Annotated in this window: 15 protein-coding genes and 1 pseudogene; 11 read left to right on the top strand and 5 right to left on the bottom strand. The window is 72.9% G+C overall.

The window, feature by feature from the left end; translation table 11 throughout:
* The first annotated feature begins 6 nt into the window (after nucleotides 1-6).
* The 5 genes from ACF1AG_RS22130 to ACF1AG_RS22110 are packed head-to-tail and all read left to right on the top strand — an operon-like array spanning nucleotide 7 to nucleotide 5,779.
* Entirely contained in the window at nucleotides 7-813 is an 807-nt protein-coding gene (locus ACF1AG_RS22130) for a class I SAM-dependent DNA methyltransferase (RefSeq protein WP_391810264.1), read from the top strand.
* 41 nt (nucleotides 814-854) lie between these two features.
* Nucleotides 855-2,453, top strand: coding sequence for an ABC transporter substrate-binding protein (locus ACF1AG_RS22125; RefSeq protein WP_391810263.1), 1,599 nt, complete (start codon nucleotides 855-857; stop codon nucleotides 2,451-2,453).
* Entirely contained in the window at nucleotides 2,450-3,403 is a 954-nt protein-coding gene (locus ACF1AG_RS22120) for an ABC transporter permease (protein ID WP_391810262.1), read from the top strand. Before ACF1AG_RS22125 ends, ACF1AG_RS22120 begins: the two co-directional genes overlap by 4 nt.
* Nucleotides 3,400-4,221 carry an ABC transporter permease gene (locus ACF1AG_RS22115; RefSeq protein WP_391810261.1) on the top strand — a complete coding sequence of 274 codons (822 nt, stop codon included), beginning with the start codon at nucleotides 3,400-3,402 and terminating at the stop codon, nucleotides 4,219-4,221. The genes ACF1AG_RS22120 and ACF1AG_RS22115 overlap by 4 nt, the downstream gene beginning before the upstream one ends.
* Nucleotides 4,211-5,779 carry an ABC transporter ATP-binding protein gene (locus ACF1AG_RS22110; protein WP_391810260.1) on the top strand — a complete coding sequence of 523 codons (1,569 nt, stop codon included), beginning with the start codon at nucleotides 4,211-4,213 and terminating at the stop codon, nucleotides 5,777-5,779. Before ACF1AG_RS22115 ends, ACF1AG_RS22110 begins: the two co-directional genes overlap by 11 nt.
* A gap of 18 nt (nucleotides 5,780-5,797) precedes the next feature.
* Here the strand turns inward: ACF1AG_RS22110 and ACF1AG_RS22105 are convergent, their stop codons facing one another.
* Together ACF1AG_RS22105 and ACF1AG_RS22100 are read right to left on the bottom strand one after the other, a co-directional pair.
* On the bottom strand, nucleotides 5,798-6,649 hold the full coding sequence (locus tag ACF1AG_RS22105; protein WP_391810259.1) for an SGNH/GDSL hydrolase family protein: 852 nt from the start codon (nucleotides 6,647-6,649) through the stop codon (nucleotides 5,798-5,800).
* Entirely contained in the window at nucleotides 6,636-7,205 is a 570-nt protein-coding gene (locus ACF1AG_RS22100; protein ID WP_359749880.1) for a PadR family transcriptional regulator, read from the bottom strand. Before ACF1AG_RS22100 ends, ACF1AG_RS22105 begins: the two co-directional genes overlap by 14 nt.
* A 118-nt stretch (nucleotides 7,206-7,323) precedes the next feature.
* Here ACF1AG_RS22100 and ACF1AG_RS22095 point away from each other — a divergent pair, with 118 nt between their 5' ends.
* Both ACF1AG_RS22095 and ACF1AG_RS22090 read left to right on the top strand, forming a co-directional pair.
* The gene (locus ACF1AG_RS22095) at nucleotides 7,324-7,737 is read left to right on the top strand and encodes a nuclear transport factor 2 family protein (protein WP_391810258.1); all 414 of its coding nucleotides are present in this window, start codon (nucleotides 7,324-7,326) and stop codon (nucleotides 7,735-7,737) included.
* Nucleotides 7,738-7,973: 236 nt separating this feature from the next.
* The gene (locus ACF1AG_RS22090) at nucleotides 7,974-8,684 is read left to right on the top strand and encodes a helix-turn-helix domain-containing protein (protein ID WP_391810257.1); all 711 of its coding nucleotides are present in this window, start codon (nucleotides 7,974-7,976) and stop codon (nucleotides 8,682-8,684) included.
* Here the strand turns inward: ACF1AG_RS22090 and ACF1AG_RS22085 are convergent.
* Nucleotides 8,666-9,244, bottom strand: a complete 579-nt coding sequence (locus ACF1AG_RS22085; protein ID WP_391810256.1) for a dihydrofolate reductase family protein — start codon at nucleotides 9,242-9,244, stop codon at nucleotides 8,666-8,668. The two genes, ACF1AG_RS22090 and ACF1AG_RS22085, sit on opposite strands and share 19 nt — an antisense overlap.
* Nucleotides 9,245-9,374: 130 nt before the next feature.
* Nucleotides 9,375-10,916 carry a fused MFS/spermidine synthase gene (locus tag ACF1AG_RS22080; protein WP_391810255.1) on the bottom strand — a complete coding sequence of 514 codons (1,542 nt, stop codon included), beginning with the start codon at nucleotides 10,914-10,916 and terminating at the stop codon, nucleotides 9,375-9,377.
* A gap of 267 nt (nucleotides 10,917-11,183) precedes the next feature.
* On the opposite strand from ACF1AG_RS22080, the gene ACF1AG_RS22075 reads away from it, so the two are divergent.
* From ACF1AG_RS22075 to ACF1AG_RS22060, 4 genes and pseudogenes are all read left to right on the top strand, one after another.
* Nucleotides 11,184-11,876, top strand: coding sequence for a 2-phosphosulfolactate phosphatase (locus ACF1AG_RS22075; protein WP_391810254.1), 693 nt, complete (start codon nucleotides 11,184-11,186; stop codon nucleotides 11,874-11,876).
* Between the two features lie 121 nt (nucleotides 11,877-11,997).
* The gene (locus ACF1AG_RS22070) at nucleotides 11,998-15,288 is read left to right on the top strand and encodes a GH92 family glycosyl hydrolase (RefSeq protein ID WP_391810253.1); all 3,291 of its coding nucleotides are present in this window, start codon (nucleotides 11,998-12,000) and stop codon (nucleotides 15,286-15,288) included.
* A gap of 150 nt (nucleotides 15,289-15,438) precedes the next feature.
* Nucleotides 15,439-16,245, top strand: coding sequence for a DUF427 domain-containing protein (locus tag ACF1AG_RS22065; RefSeq protein ID WP_387797858.1), 807 nt, complete (start codon nucleotides 15,439-15,441; stop codon nucleotides 16,243-16,245).
* 214 nt (nucleotides 16,246-16,459) lie between these two features.
* Nucleotides 16,460-16,988, top strand: a pseudogene (locus ACF1AG_RS22060) (DUF1062 domain-containing protein).
* Nucleotides 16,989-17,073: 85 nt separating this feature from the next.
* On the opposite strand, the gene ACF1AG_RS22055 reads toward ACF1AG_RS22060, so the two are convergent.
* A complete protein-coding gene (locus tag ACF1AG_RS22055) occupies nucleotides 17,074-17,982 on the bottom strand; it encodes an NAD(P)-dependent oxidoreductase (protein ID WP_391810252.1) in 909 nt (302 codons plus the stop codon).
* Between the last annotated feature and the right edge of the window lie 38 nt (nucleotides 17,983-18,020).

Below are 18,020 nucleotides of genomic sequence, written 5' to 3'. Positions count from 1 at the left end.
ATCCACATGGCTCCTGAGGTGAACGGGCGTGCCCGCACGCTCCTCACGGACCGGCCCGAGCTGTACGAGGCCCGCTTCCCCGACCCCGGACGCCTCGCCGGACGCTGGGCGGAGGACTGCCTGCGACGGCACGGCGCGGGACCGCGTGTGCTGGACATGGGCTGCGGCACCGGCCGCGACGCCGCCCACCTGCACGGCGCGGGCCGGCGGGTGACCGCGGCCGACCTGTCCGAGCCGATGCTCGCGTACGCCCGCACCCGTCATCCGGGGCCCGACTACGAACGGGCCGACCTGCACGGATTCGACTTCGGCCCGGGGGCGTTCGACGCCGTGGTGTGCCTGGACAGCGCGCTGCTGTACTGCCACACCAACGAGCAGCTCGACCGCTTCCTGTCCTCCTGCCGGCGCGCGCTGAGCCCCGGCGGCCTGCTGGTGGCGGAGATGCGCAACGGCGCGTACTTCCTCGGCCGCACGGACCTCCTCGACTCCCCCAGCGATGCCGCGTTCGCCTGGCGGGGTGCCGTGCACCGGTCCGTCACCACGCTCACGGTGGACCGCACGGCGCAGCTTCTGCGCCGGACGCGGGTGTGGAGCGCGGGCGGCGGTTCGGAGCCGGTCGAGGAGCGTTCCGCCTGGCGGCTGCTGTTCCCGCAGGAGCTGCGCCACTTCCTGACCGCGCACGGCTTCGAGGTGCTGGAACTGCACGACGGGCCCGGCCCGCGCACCGAACCGCCCTGGCGCGAAGGGCTCCCGCCCGGTCGCGCCGCCGACGCCGACCGGCTGCACGTGGTGGCCCGTACCGCCCGGCCCTGACATCCGCTTCTCACTCTTCCGACAGACAGAAGGATCTCCTCATGCACGACGACCGTGTTTCTCCCCTGCCCTCCGGGAGTCGCTTCCCGGAACTGCGCCGCCGCGGCTTCCTCGCCACCACGGGCGCCGCCGCCCTCGGCGCGTTCTCGCTCGCGGGCTGTGGCGGCTCCGGTGAGGGCGGTGACCCCAAGACGGGCGGCACGCCGCAGCGGGGCGGGCGGTTGCGTGCCGCGTTCGCGGGCGGCGGTGCGGGCGAGACGCTCGACCCGCACCGGGCCAACCTGTTCGTCGACGCCGCCCGCGCCAAGGCTCTGTTCGACAAGCTCGCCGACTACGGCCCCGACCTGGCCGCCCGCCCGCGTCTCGCGGAACGCTGGGAGCCGAACAGGACGCTGGACCGCTGGCAGGTGACGCTGCGGGAGGCGGCCTTCCACGACGGCCGTCCGGTCACCGCCGAGGACGTGCTGCACAGTTACCGACGGATCGCCGACCCGCGGGAGGCGTTGCGCGCCAAGGCGTCGTTGGAGCCCGTCGACCTCGACGCGAGCCGGGCCACGGGCCGGCGGTCGGTCGAGTTCGTGCTCAAGCGGCCCACCGCCGAATTCCCCAACGTGCTGGCCGCGTTCGGCGCGTACATCGTGCCCGCGCACGCGGACGACTTCGACCACGCCCCCGTGGGCTCCGGTCCCTTCCGGTTCGTGTCGTTCGCGCCGGGCCGTTCGGCGGTCTTCCGCCGCTTCGACGGCCACTGGGACGGCGCGCCGTACCTGGACGAGGTCGAGTTCGTCGTCGCCAACGAGGAGTCGGCGCGGGTCAACGCGCTCCTCGGCGGGCAGGTCGAGTACGCGCACGAGCTGAACCCGACGACGGCCCGCGCCCACGAGGGCAAGGGACAGATCGACATCGTGCGGCTGCGGAACAGCGCCATGCAGGCGTTCTGCATGAAGACCGACCGGCCGCCCTTCGACGACGTGCGGGTGCGGCGTGCGTTCTTCCTGATCGCCGACCGGAAGGAACTGGTGGACGCCGCGCTGTCCGGCGCGGGTGAGACGGGCAACGACCTGTTCGGCAAAGGGTACGAGTACTACGCCGACGGTCTGCCGCAGCGCGAACACGACCTGGAGCAGGCGAGGTTCCTGCTCAGGCAGGCCGGCGCCGAGGACCTGCGCGTCACGCTGGACACCTCGGCCGTCGCCGCCGGGTTCACCGAGGCCGCGAGCGTCTTCCGCGACCAGGCGAAGCGGGCGGGCGTCACGGTCGACGTGCGGATGGGCAGCAAGGACTCGTACTGGAGCGACATCCTCGACGGGGGCACCCTGTGCTGCTACCGCTCCGGCGCCATGCCGATCGAGTCGCACATCTCGCAGCGTCTGCTGACCGACTCCACCACCAACGCCACCCACTGGAGGCACCGGGACTTCGACGCGCTGTACCGGCAGGCGCAGTCCACGCGGGACAAGAAGGGCCGCGCGGCCGTGTACGAGCGCATGCAGCGCCGGCTGTACGCCGAGGGCGGGTTCCTGGTGTGGGGGTTCGCCGACTGGATCATCGGAACCGCCCGCACCGTGCGCGGCGTCGAGGCGAACGCGCCCGCCAACACCCTGGACTGGGCGCGTTTCGACAAGGTGTGGCTGGCGTGAGCGGACTGCGCTCGTTCGTCGCCCGGCGGCTGCTGCTCGGGGCGGCGCAGATCGCGGCCGTGGTGCTGCTGGTCTTCGCGCTCACCGAGGCGCTGCCGGGCGACGCGGCCGTCGCCCTCGCGGGTGACCAGCCGGACCCGGCCCGGATCGAGGCGATCCGTACGGCGCTGGAGCTGGACCGGCCCGCGTGGGAGCGGCTGGTGCACTGGGCGGCGGGGCTGCTCCACGGTGACCTCGGCACCTCGCTGACGTCCGGGCGACCGGTGGTGCGGTACCTCGCCGACGGCTTCGGGCCCACCCTGCTGCTGGCCGCGCTCACCGTGGTGCTGCTGGTTCCGGCGGGTGTGGGGCTGGGTGTGCTGGCCGCGCGGTACGAGGGGCGGCTCGCGGACCGGCTGATCAGCTCGGTGACGCTCGCGGTGTACGCGGTGCCGGAGTTCGCTTCGGGGGTGCTGCTGGTCACGGTGTTCGCGCTGCGGCTGGGCTGGCTGCCGCCGACGGCGGTCGGTCACGGCACCGACCTGCTCGCGCATCCGGGGGTGCTCGTCCTGCCCGTGCTCGTGCTGCTCTCCCGCCCTGTGTGCTCCCTGGTCCGGCTGGTGCGCGCGGGCATGATCGACGCGCTGGCGTCCCCGTACGTGGCGCACGCACTGCGGTACGGGGTGTCCGCCGCCCGTGTGCGGTGCCTGCACGCGCTGCCGCACGCTCTGGCGCCGGCCGTGCAGCAACTCGCGCGGACGGTCGACTGGCTGCTGTGCGGTGTCGTGGTGGTGGAGGCGCTGTTCGTGATCCCGGGGCTGGGCACGCTCCTGCTCGGGGCCGTGGGCGAGCGTGACGTGCCGGTGGTGCAGGGGCTGGCGGTGGTGTTCGGCGTGGTGACCGTCGTGCTGAATCTGGGTGCGGACGTGGTCGCCCACCGGCTGGCACCGCGGGCGGGGGCGGCGGCGTGAGGGCACGAACGGGCCGGTTCGTGCTGGGGGTCGCGGTGGTGACCGCGCCGGTGGTGATAGCGCTGCTGGGGCCCGTGCTCGCGGGTCCGGCTCCGGCGCGGGGGGCGTCGTTCACCGAGGGTGCGGGGCACTGGTTCGGCACGGACTTCGTGGGGCGTGACGTCTGGTACCAGGTGCTGCACGGTGGTCGGCCGGTGCTCCTGACGGCGCTCGCGGCCACCGTCCTGGCGTACCTCGTGGCGCTGCCGCTGGGCCTGGTCGGTGCGCTCACCCACCGGCGCCTGGTGGAGGAGCTGCTGCTGCGGCCGCTGGACGTCCTGCTCGCCGTGCCGTCCCTGCTGATGATCCTTCTGGTGGCCACGGTCTTCTCCCCCGGGGCCGTGGGGCTGGCGCTGCTGGTCGCGGTGGTCAACGTGCCCGACGCGGCACGGCTGGTGCGCGCCGCGGCCACGGAGATCGCGGCGCGCCCGGCCGTGGAGGCGCTGCGGATGCAGGGTGAGACGTGGTGGCGTATCGCCGTGGGACACGTCGGGCGCTCGATGCTGCGCACATTGGCCGCCGACGCCGGCACCCGGCTGACCGGGGTGCTGTATCTCGTCGCCACGGCGGCGTTCCTCGGCGTGGGCGCGGCGCCCGACGCCGCCGACTGGGCGGTGATGGTCGACCGGAACCGCACGGGGCTTTTCGTGCAGCCGTGGGCCGTGGTCGTGCCCGCGCTGCTGATCGTCGCCCTCACGACGGGCACCAACTTGCTGTTCGACGCGGCGATGGACAAGCGGGGCCGCGGCCCGGGAGGGACATGTGTCCGTGAAGCGTGAAGACGGCACGGGAGAGAGTCTCCCCCTCGCCGAAGTGCGCGATCTGCGTGTGGAGATCGACGGTCGGGCGATCGTGGACGGTGTCACCTTCCGCGTGCTGCCGGGCCGGGTCACCGCGCTGGTGGGGGCCTCGGGAAGCGGCAAGACCACGACGGGGCTCGCGCTGCTCGGGGAGTATCCCCGCGGGGCCCGGACGGGTGGGGAGGTGAGGGTGACCACGGGAGGGCCGGTGGGGTACGTACCTCAGCACCCGGCGAGCGTGCTGGCACCGGCCCGTCGCGTGGACGCCCTGCTGACGGACGTCGCACGTCGGCAGGTGCGGCATCTGCCGCGCGGAAAGCGCCGGGCGGCGGCGCGGGCACTGGTGGTGCGGGCGCTGGAGGACGCGCAGTTGACCGACACGGATGTCGTGTTGCGCCGGTATCCGCACCAGTTGTCAGGAGGTCAGCAGCAACGCGTCGTGTTGGCACAGGCGTTGCTGCTGGGCTCCCGGGTAGTGGTGGCCGACGAGCCGACGACCGGGCAGGACAGCCTGACCAAGCGGCGAGTCGTGGAGCAGTTCGCGGCCCTCGCGGCGCGCGGGATCGGCGTGGTGCTCCTCAGCCATGACCTGGAGGTTGTGCGGGCGCTCGCCGACGGGGTGGTGGTGATGCGGGCGGGGCGCGTCGTCGAGTCGGGGCCTGCCGAGCGGCTGTGGGCCGCGCCGCGCCACGCGTGGACACGCGAACTGTTGGCAGCGGAGACAGGGGTGTCCTCGTTCGACGTCGGAGTCGCCCGGTCCCGGCGTCCTGTGGTGCGGGTGCGCGGGCTGGTGGCGCGACACCGGGCCGGCTCCCGGTCCGGCCCGGTCGTGCTGCGTGTCCCCGTGCTCGATCTGCACGCCGGGGAGTGTCTGGCCGTGGTCGGCCGTTCCGGCAGCGGCAAGACGACCCTCGCGCGGTGCCTCGCGGGACTGCACCGGGATCACGCCGGCGAGATCCGGCTGGACGACACGGTGCTGCCCCGGAGCCTGCGTCGGCGCACCCGCGCCCAACTGGCGTCCGTTCAGTACGTGTTCCAGGACGCGCACGCCGCGTTCGACGAGCACCGTCCGGTCGTGCGGCAGGTGGCCCGCAGCGCCGTACGTCTGCGTGGCGCCGACGCGGGGGCGGCGAGGAGGGAGGCGGTGGACGTCCTCGCCCGGCTGGGTCTGCCGGAGGAACTGGTCCGGCGCCGGCCCGGTGAGCTCTCCGGGGGTGAACTCCAGCGTGCGGCGCTCGCCCGCGCCCTGTTGGCCCGTCCCCGGGTGCTGCTGTGCGACGAGATCACCTCGGGCCTCGACGCCGTCACGCGCCGGGACATCCTGCGGACCCTGACGGAACTCGTCGGCGAGCGGGGTGACTTGGCTCTGGTCCTGATCACCCACGACCTCGCCACCGCGGCCCTCGCTCATCGTGTCGCCGTCCTGGACGCGGGTGAGGTCGTCGAACAGGGGCCCGCGCGGGAGGTTCTCGACGATCCCCGTCATCCGTTCACCAGGTCGCTGGTCGGCACGGCGGAACCCGCCGCGCGTACGTGAGCGCGGTGGTGGCGCCGGTCAGCCGTCCGCCGCCGGGCGGCGGTCGTCCAGCACCGGGTGGAGCAGCGGACGCTTGGCCGAGCGGCCGTCGCCGGACGAGCGGCCCTTCAGCCGGCGGAGCAGCCACGGGCCCAGGAAGCCCCCCAGCCAGCGAAGTTCGGTGCCGACGGCGCGCAGGCCGGTGGGCAGGGTCTGCGGCGGGAGAGGGTGGGTCCAGGAGTCGTCACTGCCGGGCAGCCGCATGGAGTGGGCGAGGGCGGCGGCGATACGCTCATGGCCCAGGGGACTTGCGTGAAGGCGGTCGGGGCTCCACAGGCGCGGGTCGCCGGCGACCGGGTGGAGGGCCGTTTCCGCGACGACGACTCCATGGCGGCGCGCGGTGCGGCGTATGCCCTCGTTGAGGGCCGTGACGCGCGGGATCAGCGGACGGGCGACGGGGCAGACACGGGACAGGTCGGGGATGGTGATCGTGGCGACCAGGGCGCCCTGCTCAGCGAGTGCCCCGAACATCGCGTCCAGGTGGGTGCAGACCTCGTCGGCGTCGAAGCCGGGCCTCAGCAGGTCGTTGACGCCGGCGACGACGGTGGCGACGTCGGGCCGCAGCGCGAGGGCGGGGGCGAGCTGCTCGGTGTGGATCTGGGCGGCGAGGCGACCGCGTACGGCCAGGTTGGCGTACTGGAGGGCAGGCTCGTACCGGGCCAGGTGCTCGGCGAGGCGGTCGGCGAAGCCGCGCAGGCCCGTGGCGTCGTCGCCGTCGCCGACGCCCTCGGTCTGGCTGTCGCCGAGGGCGACGTAGCGCAGGTAGGTCGTCTCGCTTCCGGGCGTCTCGGTTCCCGGCGTCTCGGTTCCGGGCGTCTCAGTTCCGGGCACGGGTGTGCCGCCTCTCTTCCAGTACGGCGACGGTCCGCAGGCACCAGTCGCGGTTCTCCTGCTCGAAGGCGACGCCGCGCAGGCAGGTCAGGTAAGGGCCGATACGATCGCCGTGACGGAGGAAGTCCTCCTCGCCGCGGTCACCGCGCAGGCGCCGCAGCAGCGCCTCGAACAGCTCGATGCGGGCGCGCGCGATCTCGGCGCGCTCGGTGAGCTGGTCGATCAGGGTGGCGGTGTCGACGCTGTCGGCCGCCTGGACCTTCACCATGAGGTCGTCGCGGACGAAGGCGGGCTTGGCGGACGCGGCGGTGAAGACCTCCAGCTCGGCCAGGCCGGCGTCGGTGACGTGGAACAGCCGCTTGTTGGGGCGGCTCTCCTGCACCACCTCGCGGCCCGCGACGAGGCCCTGCTGCTCCAGCCGGGTCAGCTCGGCGTAGAGCTGCTGCGGCTGGGCGTACCAGAAGTTGGCCACGCCGACGTCGAACGCCTTGGCCAGCTGGTAGCCGCTGAGCTCGCCGTCGAGCAGTGCGGCCAGTACGGCGTGGCGGAGTGCCATGCGAATCCCTTCCGCGTTCCGGTGTCCTGCCGGGGTCCTGCCTCTGTCGCCCCGCGGACTCCCATGATAGTCATCTTTCTGACTACTCACATCCCTGACTACTGAGGTGGTGGCGTCCGTGGACACCGTGGAGCGTTTCCGAGCAGCCGTCAACGCGCGTGATCTGGCGGCGCTGGACGATCTGTTCACCGACGACGTGCGGCTGTACAGCCCGGTGAAGTTCACGCCCTTCGAGGGCAAGGCGATGGTGATGGGGCTGTTCGGCGTGCTGCTGCGGACCTTCGAGGACTTCCGGTACGTCGGGGAGTACAGCGGGGCGGCGCAGACCAGCGCGGAAGGGGTGACGTTGCCGTCGGCCGTGCTGGTCTTCCGGGCGAGCGTGGGCGGGAAGGAGATCCACGGGATCGATCTGCTGCACTTCGAGGAGGGCGGGCGGATCAAGGAGTTCACCGTGATGGTGCGGCCTCGCTCCGCGGTGGAGGCGTTGGGGGAGGCTGTACTGAAGGGGTTGGTGGCGGAGGGGCTTGCGTAAGGGCGGGTACCGGGGTTCCAGGTGCGGTCGGGTGCCGGGTGCGGGTTTCGTCAGGGCTGATCGCGCAGTTCCCCGCGCCCCTGAGGGTGGCTTCGGCGGTGGCGTGGTGCGGGTTTCGTTGTGGCAGGGGGCGCCGTCCCCCGCGCCCCTGAGGGTGTCGGGCTCAGGGGGCAGGTGCGGGTGCACTGTCGTTCGTCGCGCAGGTCCCCGCGCCCTGCGGGGCGTATCCTGCGGGCGTGAGGCTGCGGTTCGAGACTCGTGCTTCCGACTCGCCGTGGGTCGACAGCGTGTGGACCTGCACCAGTGAACGCGTCACCACCATGACGTCCGTCGCCGGGGCGCGGCTGGGTCTGGTCTTCTGGGAGCAGGACGGGGCGGCGCACGCGGCGGTCACGGGCCCCGAGACCCGTACCGGCACGGCGCCCGTGCCGGAGGGAGCGGTCTTCACGGGCATCGACCTCGTCGTGGGCGCCTCCCTGCGGATGGCGCCCACGACGGACCTGCTCGACGGCGGGGTCACGCTCCCCGACACCTCGCGCAGGACGTTCCGGCTGGACGGGGCGCGCTGGGAGACGCCCGGGCCGGACGACGCCGAGGCCCTGGTCGAGCGGCTGGTGCGGGCCGGGGTGCTCGACCGGGAGCCGCTCGTCACCGACGTGCTCCGCGGCCACCGCCCGGACGTCTCACGGCGGACCGTCGAACGGCGCTTCCGGGCCGCGACGGGACTCACACAGGGCGCCGTACGGCAGATCGAGCGGGCACGTACCGCGGCGCACCTGCTGGCCGCCGGCGGTCAGGCCGCCGACGTCGCCGCCGAGCTCGACTACTTCGACGAGCCGCACCTGGCCCGCGCCCTGCGCACGTACGTGGGGCGCACCGCACGCCAACTGCGCGAGGGCGCAGGAGGGGCGATCGCGCTCGACGTCGGTCAGTGCCGGACGTCGTAGACGAGCTTGACGATGCCGTTCGAGTAGGTCGTCGACTCCCGCAGTGCCAGCATCTGCTTGTCCCGGTCGGCGCGGCCGAACAGACTCTTCCCGGCACCGAGCAGCACGGGGAACATCAGCAGGTTGTACTGGTCGATCAGGCCGGCGTCGGACAGCCGCCGGGCCAGTTCCGCACTGCCGTGGATGAAGACGGCGCCGCCCTCACCTTCCTTGAGCTCGGCGACGTCCTCGGTGGAGCGCAGGATCGTCGTCGGACCCCACCCGTCGACCAGGGCGTCCGCGGAGAGCGTCGACGACACCACGTACTTCGGCAGGTCGCGGTAGTCGGCGTGGTCCTCCGAGCCGGGCCAGACCGACGCGAACGCCTCGTAGCTGCGGCGGCCGAACATCAGCGCCGTCGTGCCGGCCAGTTCCTCCCCCTTCAGCGACCAGGCCTCCTCGACGAACTCCAGGTCCTTGAACACCCAGCCGCCGCTGCGGTGCTCCTCCCCCGGCCCGCCGCCGGGCGAGTCCACGACGCCGTCCAGGGACATGAACCCCGTGTACACCAGTTTCCGCATGATGCGCCTCTCCTCCGGCCCGAGGCGGGCCGCCGAACTGCTGCCTTCACGCTAGAGGGGGACGGGCACGGCCGTCTTGGACAGAAACGACAGCGGTCCTCGGGCCCGACCTCTCCCCGTCGGCGGCCGGTCAGTGGCCGCGCTGTGCGGCGTAGGGCTGGAGGAGCTGGTCGACGGGGGCGTAGTCGTCGGTGAGGACCGGGGCGCCGGCTGTCCACGCCGTGAGGGCCTTGCCCGTGACCGTCTTCCATCCTGTGCCGCGGGCGTCCAGCGCCTTCCGGACGGCGGTCAGGTCGACCGGGCGCTCGGAGGCGACGGCGACCACGTTGCCGCCCACCGGCGCACCGGTGCGGGCCAGGCCGATGTCGACGGGTTCACCCAGGAGCGCCACGTGCGCGAACACCTCGCGAAGCGTGGCCAGTTCGGCCTTCGCGAAGGCCTGCTCGCCGTGGTCGATGAGGTTGACGACGTAGAGGCCGTCGGGGGCGAGGGCGCGCCGCACCTCCGTGAGCGCCTCCGTGGTGGTGAGGTGCCAGGGCACGCTGACTCCGCCGAAGGCGTCGCCCACGACCAGGTCGAGCGAGTCGGTGTCCAGCCGCTTCAGTCCCAGTCTGCCGTCCTCGGTACGGACGTCGATGCCGGGCTGCGGCCGCAGTCCGAGCCGCTCGCGGTCGATGCGTACGACGCCGTCGTCGATCTCGGACACCACGCTGCGCGTGCCGGGGCGGGTGGCCGCGAGGTAGCGGGGCAGGGTGAGGCCTCCGCCGCCCAGATGGTGGGCCGTGAGCGGCATGCCCTCGGGGAAGGCGGCGTCGGTCACCGACGCGACCGCCTTGACGTAGGTGAACTCCAGGTGGGCCGGGTCGCCTGCGTCGACGTAGGAGTGGCGTACGCCGTCCAGGACGAGCGTGCGACCACCCTCGCGGGCGGGGTCGGCGACGACCTCGGCGCAGTGGTAACGGGTCTCGGCGTCGCAGCCGCCCGGCGCGACCGAGGCGGCCAGGCCGCCCGCCGCCAGGACGAGCGCCAGGGCGGCGGGCGCGGTGCCGCTCCGGCCGCGCAACCGCCATCCGACCGGCACGGACGCGACCACCAGCAGCGCACCCAGCCCGAACAGGATGCCGCTGACCGGCAGTCGCGACAGCAGCACGAAGCCGGTCAGGACCGTGCCGACGATCGACCCCACCGTGCCGACGCCGGACAGGCGGCCGACGACCGTGCCGGTCTCGGCGAGGCTGGTGAGCCGCACTTTCGTCACCAGGGGTGTCACGGCGGACAGCAGGGCGCCCGGCACCAGGATGGTCAGCGCCGCGACCAGGATCAGCAGCGGCCGCGCCCACTCCGCGACTCCGCGCAGCACGGCCGGGGTGAGCGCCACGACCGCGCCCGAGACGCCCAGCGCGGGGGCGAGCAGCCGGAGCGGGTCGACCTGGTCGGCGATGCGTCCGCCGAGCCACGAGCCCAGCGCGATCGCCGTGAGGGCGATGCCGATCACCATCGTGCTGGTCTCGAGGGTGAGGCCCAGGTACGGGGCCAGCAGGCGCAGGGCGACGATCTCGACGACCAGCACCGCGGCGGAGGCCCCGAAGACCAGGACGGCTGCGGCGCGGGGCCCCAGACCGGGGCGGCTGCGCGTGCCCTCGGCCACGGGCGAGGAAGACAATCCGGTCACAGGCGGCATCCTCGCACGCGGACGGGCCCCGACATGCCGCCTGACGCGCGACCGGTGGGGAAACCGCCGGCCGGCAGGTCCGCATCAGCCCCACCTCGGCAACTCTCCGGTGGACGAGGGAAGTCGGCGTCGAGACGGCGAGAAGTGCCGTGCCGCTCCGCCGGGGGCCGATACGGAAGGGCGGTATCGGTCACGCCGCCCTCGGCCTCGTCCCGGACGGCGGAAAAGTCGCGTGCGCGGGCTGCGCGGTGGCGTCATCATGACGGGATGAAGGCACACTTCCTCGGCATCGCCGACTTGACGGACGTACCGGACGTGGCCGTGGTCGTGGACGTCATGCGGGCGTTCACGGTGGCCGCGTGGGCGTTCGCCAAGGGCGCCGGACGGGTCGTTCTCGCCGAGTCCCTCGAGGACGCGCTGGCGCTGAAGGCACTTCGTCCCGACTGGGTGACCTTGAAGGACGGCTCGCCCGCACCCGGCTTCGACCTGGTCAACTCCCCCGCACTGCTGCAGAACACGGACCTGTCCGGGCGCACCGTCGTGCAGAGGACCACGGCGGGCACGGTCGGCGCCCTCGCGGTGAAGGACGCCCCGCTGGTGCTGTGCGCGAGTTTCGTGGTCGCGGAGGCGACGGCCGGTCTGCTGCGGGAGCGCGCGTCCCGCGAGGTGACGTTCGTCGTCACCGGCGGGAGCGGTCGCGCCGAGGAGGACCTGGCGTGCGCCGAGTACATCGCCGGGCGGGCCGGCGGGGACGCGGTGGACGCCGGCCCGTACCTGCGGCGGGCAGCCGAGTCGCGTTCCGCCGCCGAACTGACGCAGGGTGTTCGTGAGGGATCCAGCCCCGACGACGTGGCGTTCTGCCTGGAGTTGGACCGGTTCCCCTTCGCGATGGCCGCCGCGGTTGAGGATTCCCTCATGTGCCTCAGGCAGGTCACGCCGGCGGCCTCACTCCCGGCCTGACAACCCGCCACGATCACCGAGCAACGGTCTTCGGCACGGGTATTGACAACGATGTCAGCACCGTGATCTAGTCCGCTTCCGTCCAGCCCGGTGCGACAGGTGAGCAACAGGAGCCGCTTCCATGGATTCACCCCTCCGCAGATGGCGCCGCAGAGCGTCGGCCGTCCTCGCCGCGCTCCTCGTCGCCGGGGTCGGCTTCGTGCCCGCGCCGGCCCTCGCCCAGCCGTCGTCGTCCGCGTCCGCCGACCAACTGACCTCCCTGGTCAACCCGTTCATCGGCACGCAGAACTTCGGCAACACCTTCCCCGGCGCCAGCGCCCCCTTCGGGATGGTTCAGGTCAGCCCGGACACCGGCGGACAGGGCGGGTACGACTACCAGCAGGACAAGATCCACGGGTTCAGCCAGACCCACCTCTCCGGCGTCGGCTGTTCCGTCATGGGCGAGCTGCCCTTGATGCCGACCACCGGCGCGGTGGACACCGTGGACCCCGACGCCTACCGGTCGACGTACTCCCACGACGACGAGAAGGCCGAACCAGGCTACTACCGGGTCGGGTTGAAGACGTACGACATCGACGCCGAGCTGACGGCCACCCCGCGCACCGGGTGGCAGCGCTACACCTTCCCGGCGACCGACCGGGCCAACGTGCTGTTCAACACCGGCAAGGCCAACCAGCGGGTGTACAGCTCGGAGGTGCACGTCGTCGGGGACCGGACGGTCGAGGGCCGGGTCGAGGCCGGCAACTTCTGCGCGGGCAAGGACCGGCACACGGTCTACTTCACCGCCACCTTCGACCGTCCCTTCGCCTCGCACGGCACCTGGCGGGGCTCCACTCCCCGTCCGGGCGAGCGGGACGCGGCCGGTGAGGGCGGCAACGGCGCCTGGGTGACGTTCGACGCCGGGGAGGACCGTGACGTCGTCGTCAAGGTCGGACTGTCGTACACAGGTCTCGAGGGCGCCCGGAAGAACCTGGAGGCGGAGACGGCGGACTCGTACGACTTCGACGCCACGCGGAAGGCGCTGCGAGCCACCTGGGAGCGGCAGTTGGCCGGCGTGAAGGTGGACGGCGGGACGGCCGAGCGGCGTCGCGCGTTCTACTCGGCGCTCTACCACGCGCAGTTGCACCCGAACCTCGCCGGGGACGTCGACGGACGGTACGCGGGCTTCGACGGCAAGGTGCACACGGCGGACGGGTTCACGCCGTACCAGAACCTGTCCCTGTGGGACACGCACCGGCCGCAGAACCAGTTGCTGCAGCTGCTGGAGCCGAAGGTGGCGCGGGACGTGGCACTGTCGGTCGTGGCGATCGGGCGGGACGGCGGCTGGCTGCCGCGCTGGTCGCTCGCCAACAGCGAGACCAACATCATGACGGGCGACCCGGTGACCCCGTTCCTGGTGGAGGCGTGGTCGAAGGGGCTGCTAGCCGGTCATGAGCAGGAGGCGTACGCGCTGCTGCGGAAGAACGCGCTGCGGACGCCGCCGCACGAGTCGCCGTACAACGGGCGTGCGGGCATCGACGCCTATCTGGAGCGCGGGTATGTCCCCAGCGGGCTGGAGCCGGGGAAGGACTGCCCGGACAAGGGCGGCGACAACGACTGCGCGCACCCGGCGTCGGCGACCCTGGAGTACGCGGCGGCGGACGCGTCGCTGGCGCTGATGGCGAAAGGGCTGGGCCGCGCGGCGGACGCGCGGATGTTCGCGTCGCGCGGGCAGTGGTACCGGAACCTGTGGGACTCCTCCATCCAGCAGTTCCGGCCGCGTACCACCGAGGGCACCTGGGTGACGCCGTACGATCCGGTCGAGGCGGGGCACCAGTTCCACGAGGGCGGCGCCTACCAGTACCAGTGGCTGGTTCCGCAGGACCCGGCCGGGCTGGTGTCGCTGATGGGCGGCCGGAAGAGGACGGAGCAGCGGCTCGACGCCTTCTTCGCCTACGACAAGCTGCTGACGGACCCCGCCGGTACCGCCCGCGAGGACTGGATCTCGGCGCCGTACGACTATTACGGCAAGCCGACCTACAACCCGAACAACGAGCCCGACCTGCACGCGCCGTACATGTACCTGTGGGCGGGCGCGCCGGCGAAGACGGCGACCGTGACCCGCGCGGCGATGACTCTGTTCACGGACGGGCCGGACGGGATGACCGGCAACGACGACCTGGGCACCATGTCGGCCTGGTACGTCTTCTCGTCGCTGGGTCTGTACCCGGTCACGAACGGCGGGGACTTCCTCGCCGTGTCCTCCCCGCAGTTCCCCTCGGCGGAGATCCGCATCGGCGCCTACGGGAAGCTCCAGGGCGGCACCCTGACCGTGAAGGCGCCCGGGGCGAGCGACACCCGTCGGTACGTGGAGCGGGCGCGGTTCGGCGGGAAGGACCTGCGCGCCACCTGGCTGGACTGGGACGCGGTCGCCAAGGGCGGGCGGCTCGCCTTCGAGATGAGCGACGAACCGTCGGCGTGGGGCACCGGCAAGGGCGCCGAGCCGCCGTCGGTGAACCGCGCGGCCGCCGACTCCCGCCGTCACCTCGACGCGTCACTGCGCACGTCCGCGGACGTGGTGCCCGCGTCGGACGAGGCCGAGGACGTGCGACTGCGGATGGACGTACTGGGCCAGGCGCCGGGCTCGCTGCGGGTGAAGGTGGCGGCCGAGGCGCCCCGCGGATGGACCGTGAAGGTGTCCGGGCCGTTCACGCTGGCGTCGCACCGGCTGCCGGTGCAGCGGACCGCGACGGTGGACGTGCGCGTGCCGGCCGGGACCGAAGCGGGCACGTACACCGTGCGGATCGCGGCGGGCGCCGGCGGGGTGAGGACGGTGGAGCGGGTGGCCACCATCCAGGTGCGCGAGGCCGCGCGCTGCGCCGGAGGCGGTGGTGAGCGGTGTGCCGTCGACCTCGGCAAGGAGCTGAACCACGACGGGACCGCGACCGTCGCGGCGTCCGGCGAGGGCGACTTCGACGGCGGCGGGTGGAGCTACGACGGCGACCTGCTGCCGGCTGCGGGACCGGTGGTGTGGGACGGCGTGACCTACCAGGCGCCCGACCCGTCCGGCACGGCCGCGAACTTCGTCGAGGCGCGCGGGCAGGCCCTGCTGCTGCCGGCTGGCTCGTACCGCGCTTTGCGGCTGGTCGGCGCGTCCCACCACGGGCCGGTGACGACGGACCTCACCGTGCGCTACACCGACGGCACCACCGCCGAACTGCCGGTCACCGTCGGCGACTGGGCCGGCTCCACACCCGCCGGCGGATCCGTGGCGCTTGAGATGCCGCACCGGATCAAGCGGGGACAGGGCGTGGACGGACCGCCGGTGCGCCTGTTCGCCGCGTCCGTCGCCCTCGACGCGTCGAAGACGGTGCGTTCGCTCGGGCTGCGGAACGACCCCCGGGTGCAGATCTACGCCCTCACGCTCGGGTAGCCCCCACCCGAGGCCGGGCGTCCGTGTCCCGTGACACGGACGCCCGGCTTGTCACGTCCCGCCCGGTGTACGCGGTAGCGTGCGGCACGAACCGAGGCGTCGTGACCTGCGGGCCCTGGCCGCGCGGGCCAGTGAATCGAGGTGGCCGTCATGGGCGTGGAGAGTGTCCTGCATCCGAGCCTGATCGTCCCCGTGGGGCACGTCGAACCCGTGCCGCGCCGTGTGCGCGGCATCGTGGACGGGCACGTCGTGTTCGACACCCGTCGTGCCCTGTACGTGTGGGAGTGGGCCGGCTATCCGCAGTACTGCGTGCCGCGGGACGACCTGGTCGAGGCGTCGCTGATCGACGACGACCGGACGGAGCACCTCGGCGCGGGCCCCGCGCGGCGCCATTCGCTGCGGGTGCGGGACGCTGTGCGGGAGGGCGCGGCCTGGGTGTGGCACGACGGCGCCCCGGAGGCCGTGCGGGGCACGGTCCGCTTCCGCTGGAGCGCGGTCGACACGTGGCTGGAGGAGGACGAGCCGGTGTACGTCCATCCGCGCAGCCCGTACACCCGCGTGGACGCGCTGCGGTCCTCGAGCCGGGTGCGGGTGGAGATCGACGGGGTGGTCCTCGCGGACGCGCCGCACTGCGTGAAGCTGTTCGAGACGGGCCTGCCGACCCGCTACTACCTCGACCGCGCCCACATCGACTGGCCGCTGCTGCGCAGCACGGACCATGTCACCCGGTGCCCGTACAAGGGGACGACGAGCGGCTACTGGTCCTTCGACGGCGGAACCGGCCCGCACGAGAACATCCTCTGGGCATACGACTTCCCGACCGTCCAGGCCTCCCGCATCGCGGGCCTGGCGGCGTTCTACAACGAGTACGTCGACCTGTACGTGGACGGCACGCTCCTCGCCCGCCCGACGGGCACACCGGGTGTACCGGCGCGGGCGGGCGGCAGGCGGGCCTGACGTCCGCCGGGCCCGGCCGGAATGACCGGTGGAGCGGCGTCCGTGCGGGCCGCTACAGTGCGCGGCGTTCCCGTCGCCCAGGCAAGGACCATCCGTGGTACGTCGCGTGAGATCTCCCGAGCGCTGATCTGTCGCGCGTCGCGTTCCGTCGCGGCGTGCTGATTACTGCTGCGGTCTCACTGAGAACGGTGTACTTCTTTGCTCACCACCTGGGTTGCCCACCTGCCTTCCTGCACTTCGTAGTCGCTGCCGTGCCTGCGGTGCGGGCCGCTTCCGGGCGAGCGGCAAGTTCCGCGTCAACGCTCACCACCGGCTCCTCGACATATGGCTCCTCGTGCTCTGCACGACGTGCGGGGAGACAGCCAAGCTGTCGGTGCTGGAGCGGGTCGCTGTGCGGTCCCCGCGGCCCGACTTCCTGGACCGGCTGCACGCCAACGACCTCGGCCTCACGGCGGAGTTGTGGCGCGAACCGGCCGTCCTGCGCCGTAACCGCGTCGCCTTCGACCGGGCCGGCGCCCGGCGTCTCGACACGGGGCGGTACGGCCCACCTCGGCCAGGAGGTGGCCGACGTGTCGGTGCGCTTCGCCGCGCGCATACCCGTCCGGCCCGTGCGGCTCGTCGCCGACGGGTTCGGACTGGCGCGTGGGGAGGTGGGGCGGCTGGCGGCCGAGGGGAAGCTGGTGTCGGCGGTGCGGCTGGACAGCCGCCTGGCCGGCGACCTCACCTTCACGCTCAAGCGCTGAACGAGGGTGACGGGCCCGGCCGGCGCCGTGTGTGCCGGACGGGCCCGTCCGCCGTGGCCGCGGGCGGGACCGGCGGGTGAACGGCTCAGGCCGGTCGGCGCGGGCACTCCGGCCGGCGCAACAGGAGGTCGATCACGCCGGTGAGGTCCTCCTCGCCGCCGCCTTCGTCCATACGACGGCGCATCAGCGCGAAGAACGGGGCGAGCAGTTCCGGGCTGACGCCCTGTTCCTCCGCCGTGCCCAGGAAGGTGGGTGTGCCGGCCACCTGCATGGCGAGGGTGGAGGTGACGCCCTTGGTGTAGTCGCCGTCGCGGAGCTGTTCGGCGGTCCCGTGGACCGCCGCGGCCATCGCGGTGAGCCAGTCGGCCAGCAGCGGGGCGAACGCCGTGGGGTCGATGTCGTCGCGGCGGATCAGGGCGAAGGCGTGCGCCGCGCCGGCGAACATGCCGTACATGGCGCTGAGCAGAGCTACGTCGTGCAGGGCGCCATGGCCCGGGTCCTCTCCGACGTGGACGGCGCCTGCGGGAACTGCCAGGGTGTCCCGGTACTGGTCAAACAGATCTCGCGCGCCGCTGTGAAGGACGAAGCCGCCTGCTTCGGGAACGCCGATCATCGGCGGGACGGCCATGATGCCGCCGTCGAGGCAGCGAGCGCCGCGCTCGGCGGCCCACGCGGCGCGGGCGCGGGCCTGGGCGGGGGTTCCGGTGGTGAGGTTGACGAGGTCCTTGCCGGTCAGGTCGGTGCCGGTCAGCGTGTCCTCGACCGCCGCGTCGTCCAGGAGGCACACGACGACCAGGGTGTTCGCGGCCACCGCCGCGGCGGCGCTCTCCACGGCCCGGGCTCCTTCGGCGGCGAGGGCACGGGCGCGGGAAGGGGTGCGGTTCCAGACGGTGAGGGGGTGGCCGGCGGCCAGCCAGGAACGGGCCAGCGCGGTGCCCATCGCGCCGAGGCCGAGCAGGGTGACGGGGGTTTTCTCCGTATCGGTGCAGGTCATGCAGTCCAGGCTGGCCGCCGGTCCGGTGGTGATCAAGT

Origin of the sequence: Streptomyces sp. NPDC014764 (assembly GCF_043082785.1) — a bacterium.
GTDB lineage: Bacteria > Actinomycetota > Actinomycetes > Streptomycetales > Streptomycetaceae > Streptomyces > Streptomyces althioticus.
Note: the sequence above shows the minus strand (reverse complement) of the source record. Positions and strands in the feature narration are given on the sequence as shown.

Coding starts and splice junctions, on each gene's coding strand:
- ACF1AG_RS22075 (WP_391810254.1), top strand. CDS start 11,184: ATGAAGGCACACTTCCTCGGCATCGCCGACTTGACGGACGTACCGGAC.
- ACF1AG_RS22125 (WP_391810263.1), top strand. CDS start 855: ATGCACGACGACCGTGTTTCTCCCCTGCCCTCCGGGAGTCGCTTCCCG.
- ACF1AG_RS22130 (WP_391810264.1), top strand. CDS start 7: ATGGCTCCTGAGGTGAACGGGCGTGCCCGCACGCTCCTCACGGACCGG.
- ACF1AG_RS22065 (WP_387797858.1), top strand. CDS start 15,439: ATGGGCGTGGAGAGTGTCCTGCATCCGAGCCTGATCGTCCCCGTGGGG.
- ACF1AG_RS22100 (WP_359749880.1), bottom strand. CDS start 7,205: ATGGCACTCCGCCACGCCGTACTGGCCGCACTGCTCGACGGCGAGCTC.
- ACF1AG_RS22055 (WP_391810252.1), bottom strand. CDS start 17,982: ATGACCTGCACCGATACGGAGAAAACCCCCGTCACCCTGCTCGGCCTC.
- ACF1AG_RS22085 (WP_391810256.1), bottom strand. CDS start 9,244: ATGCGGAAACTGGTGTACACGGGGTTCATGTCCCTGGACGGCGTCGTG.
- ACF1AG_RS22070 (WP_391810253.1), top strand. CDS start 11,998: ATGGATTCACCCCTCCGCAGATGGCGCCGCAGAGCGTCGGCCGTCCTC.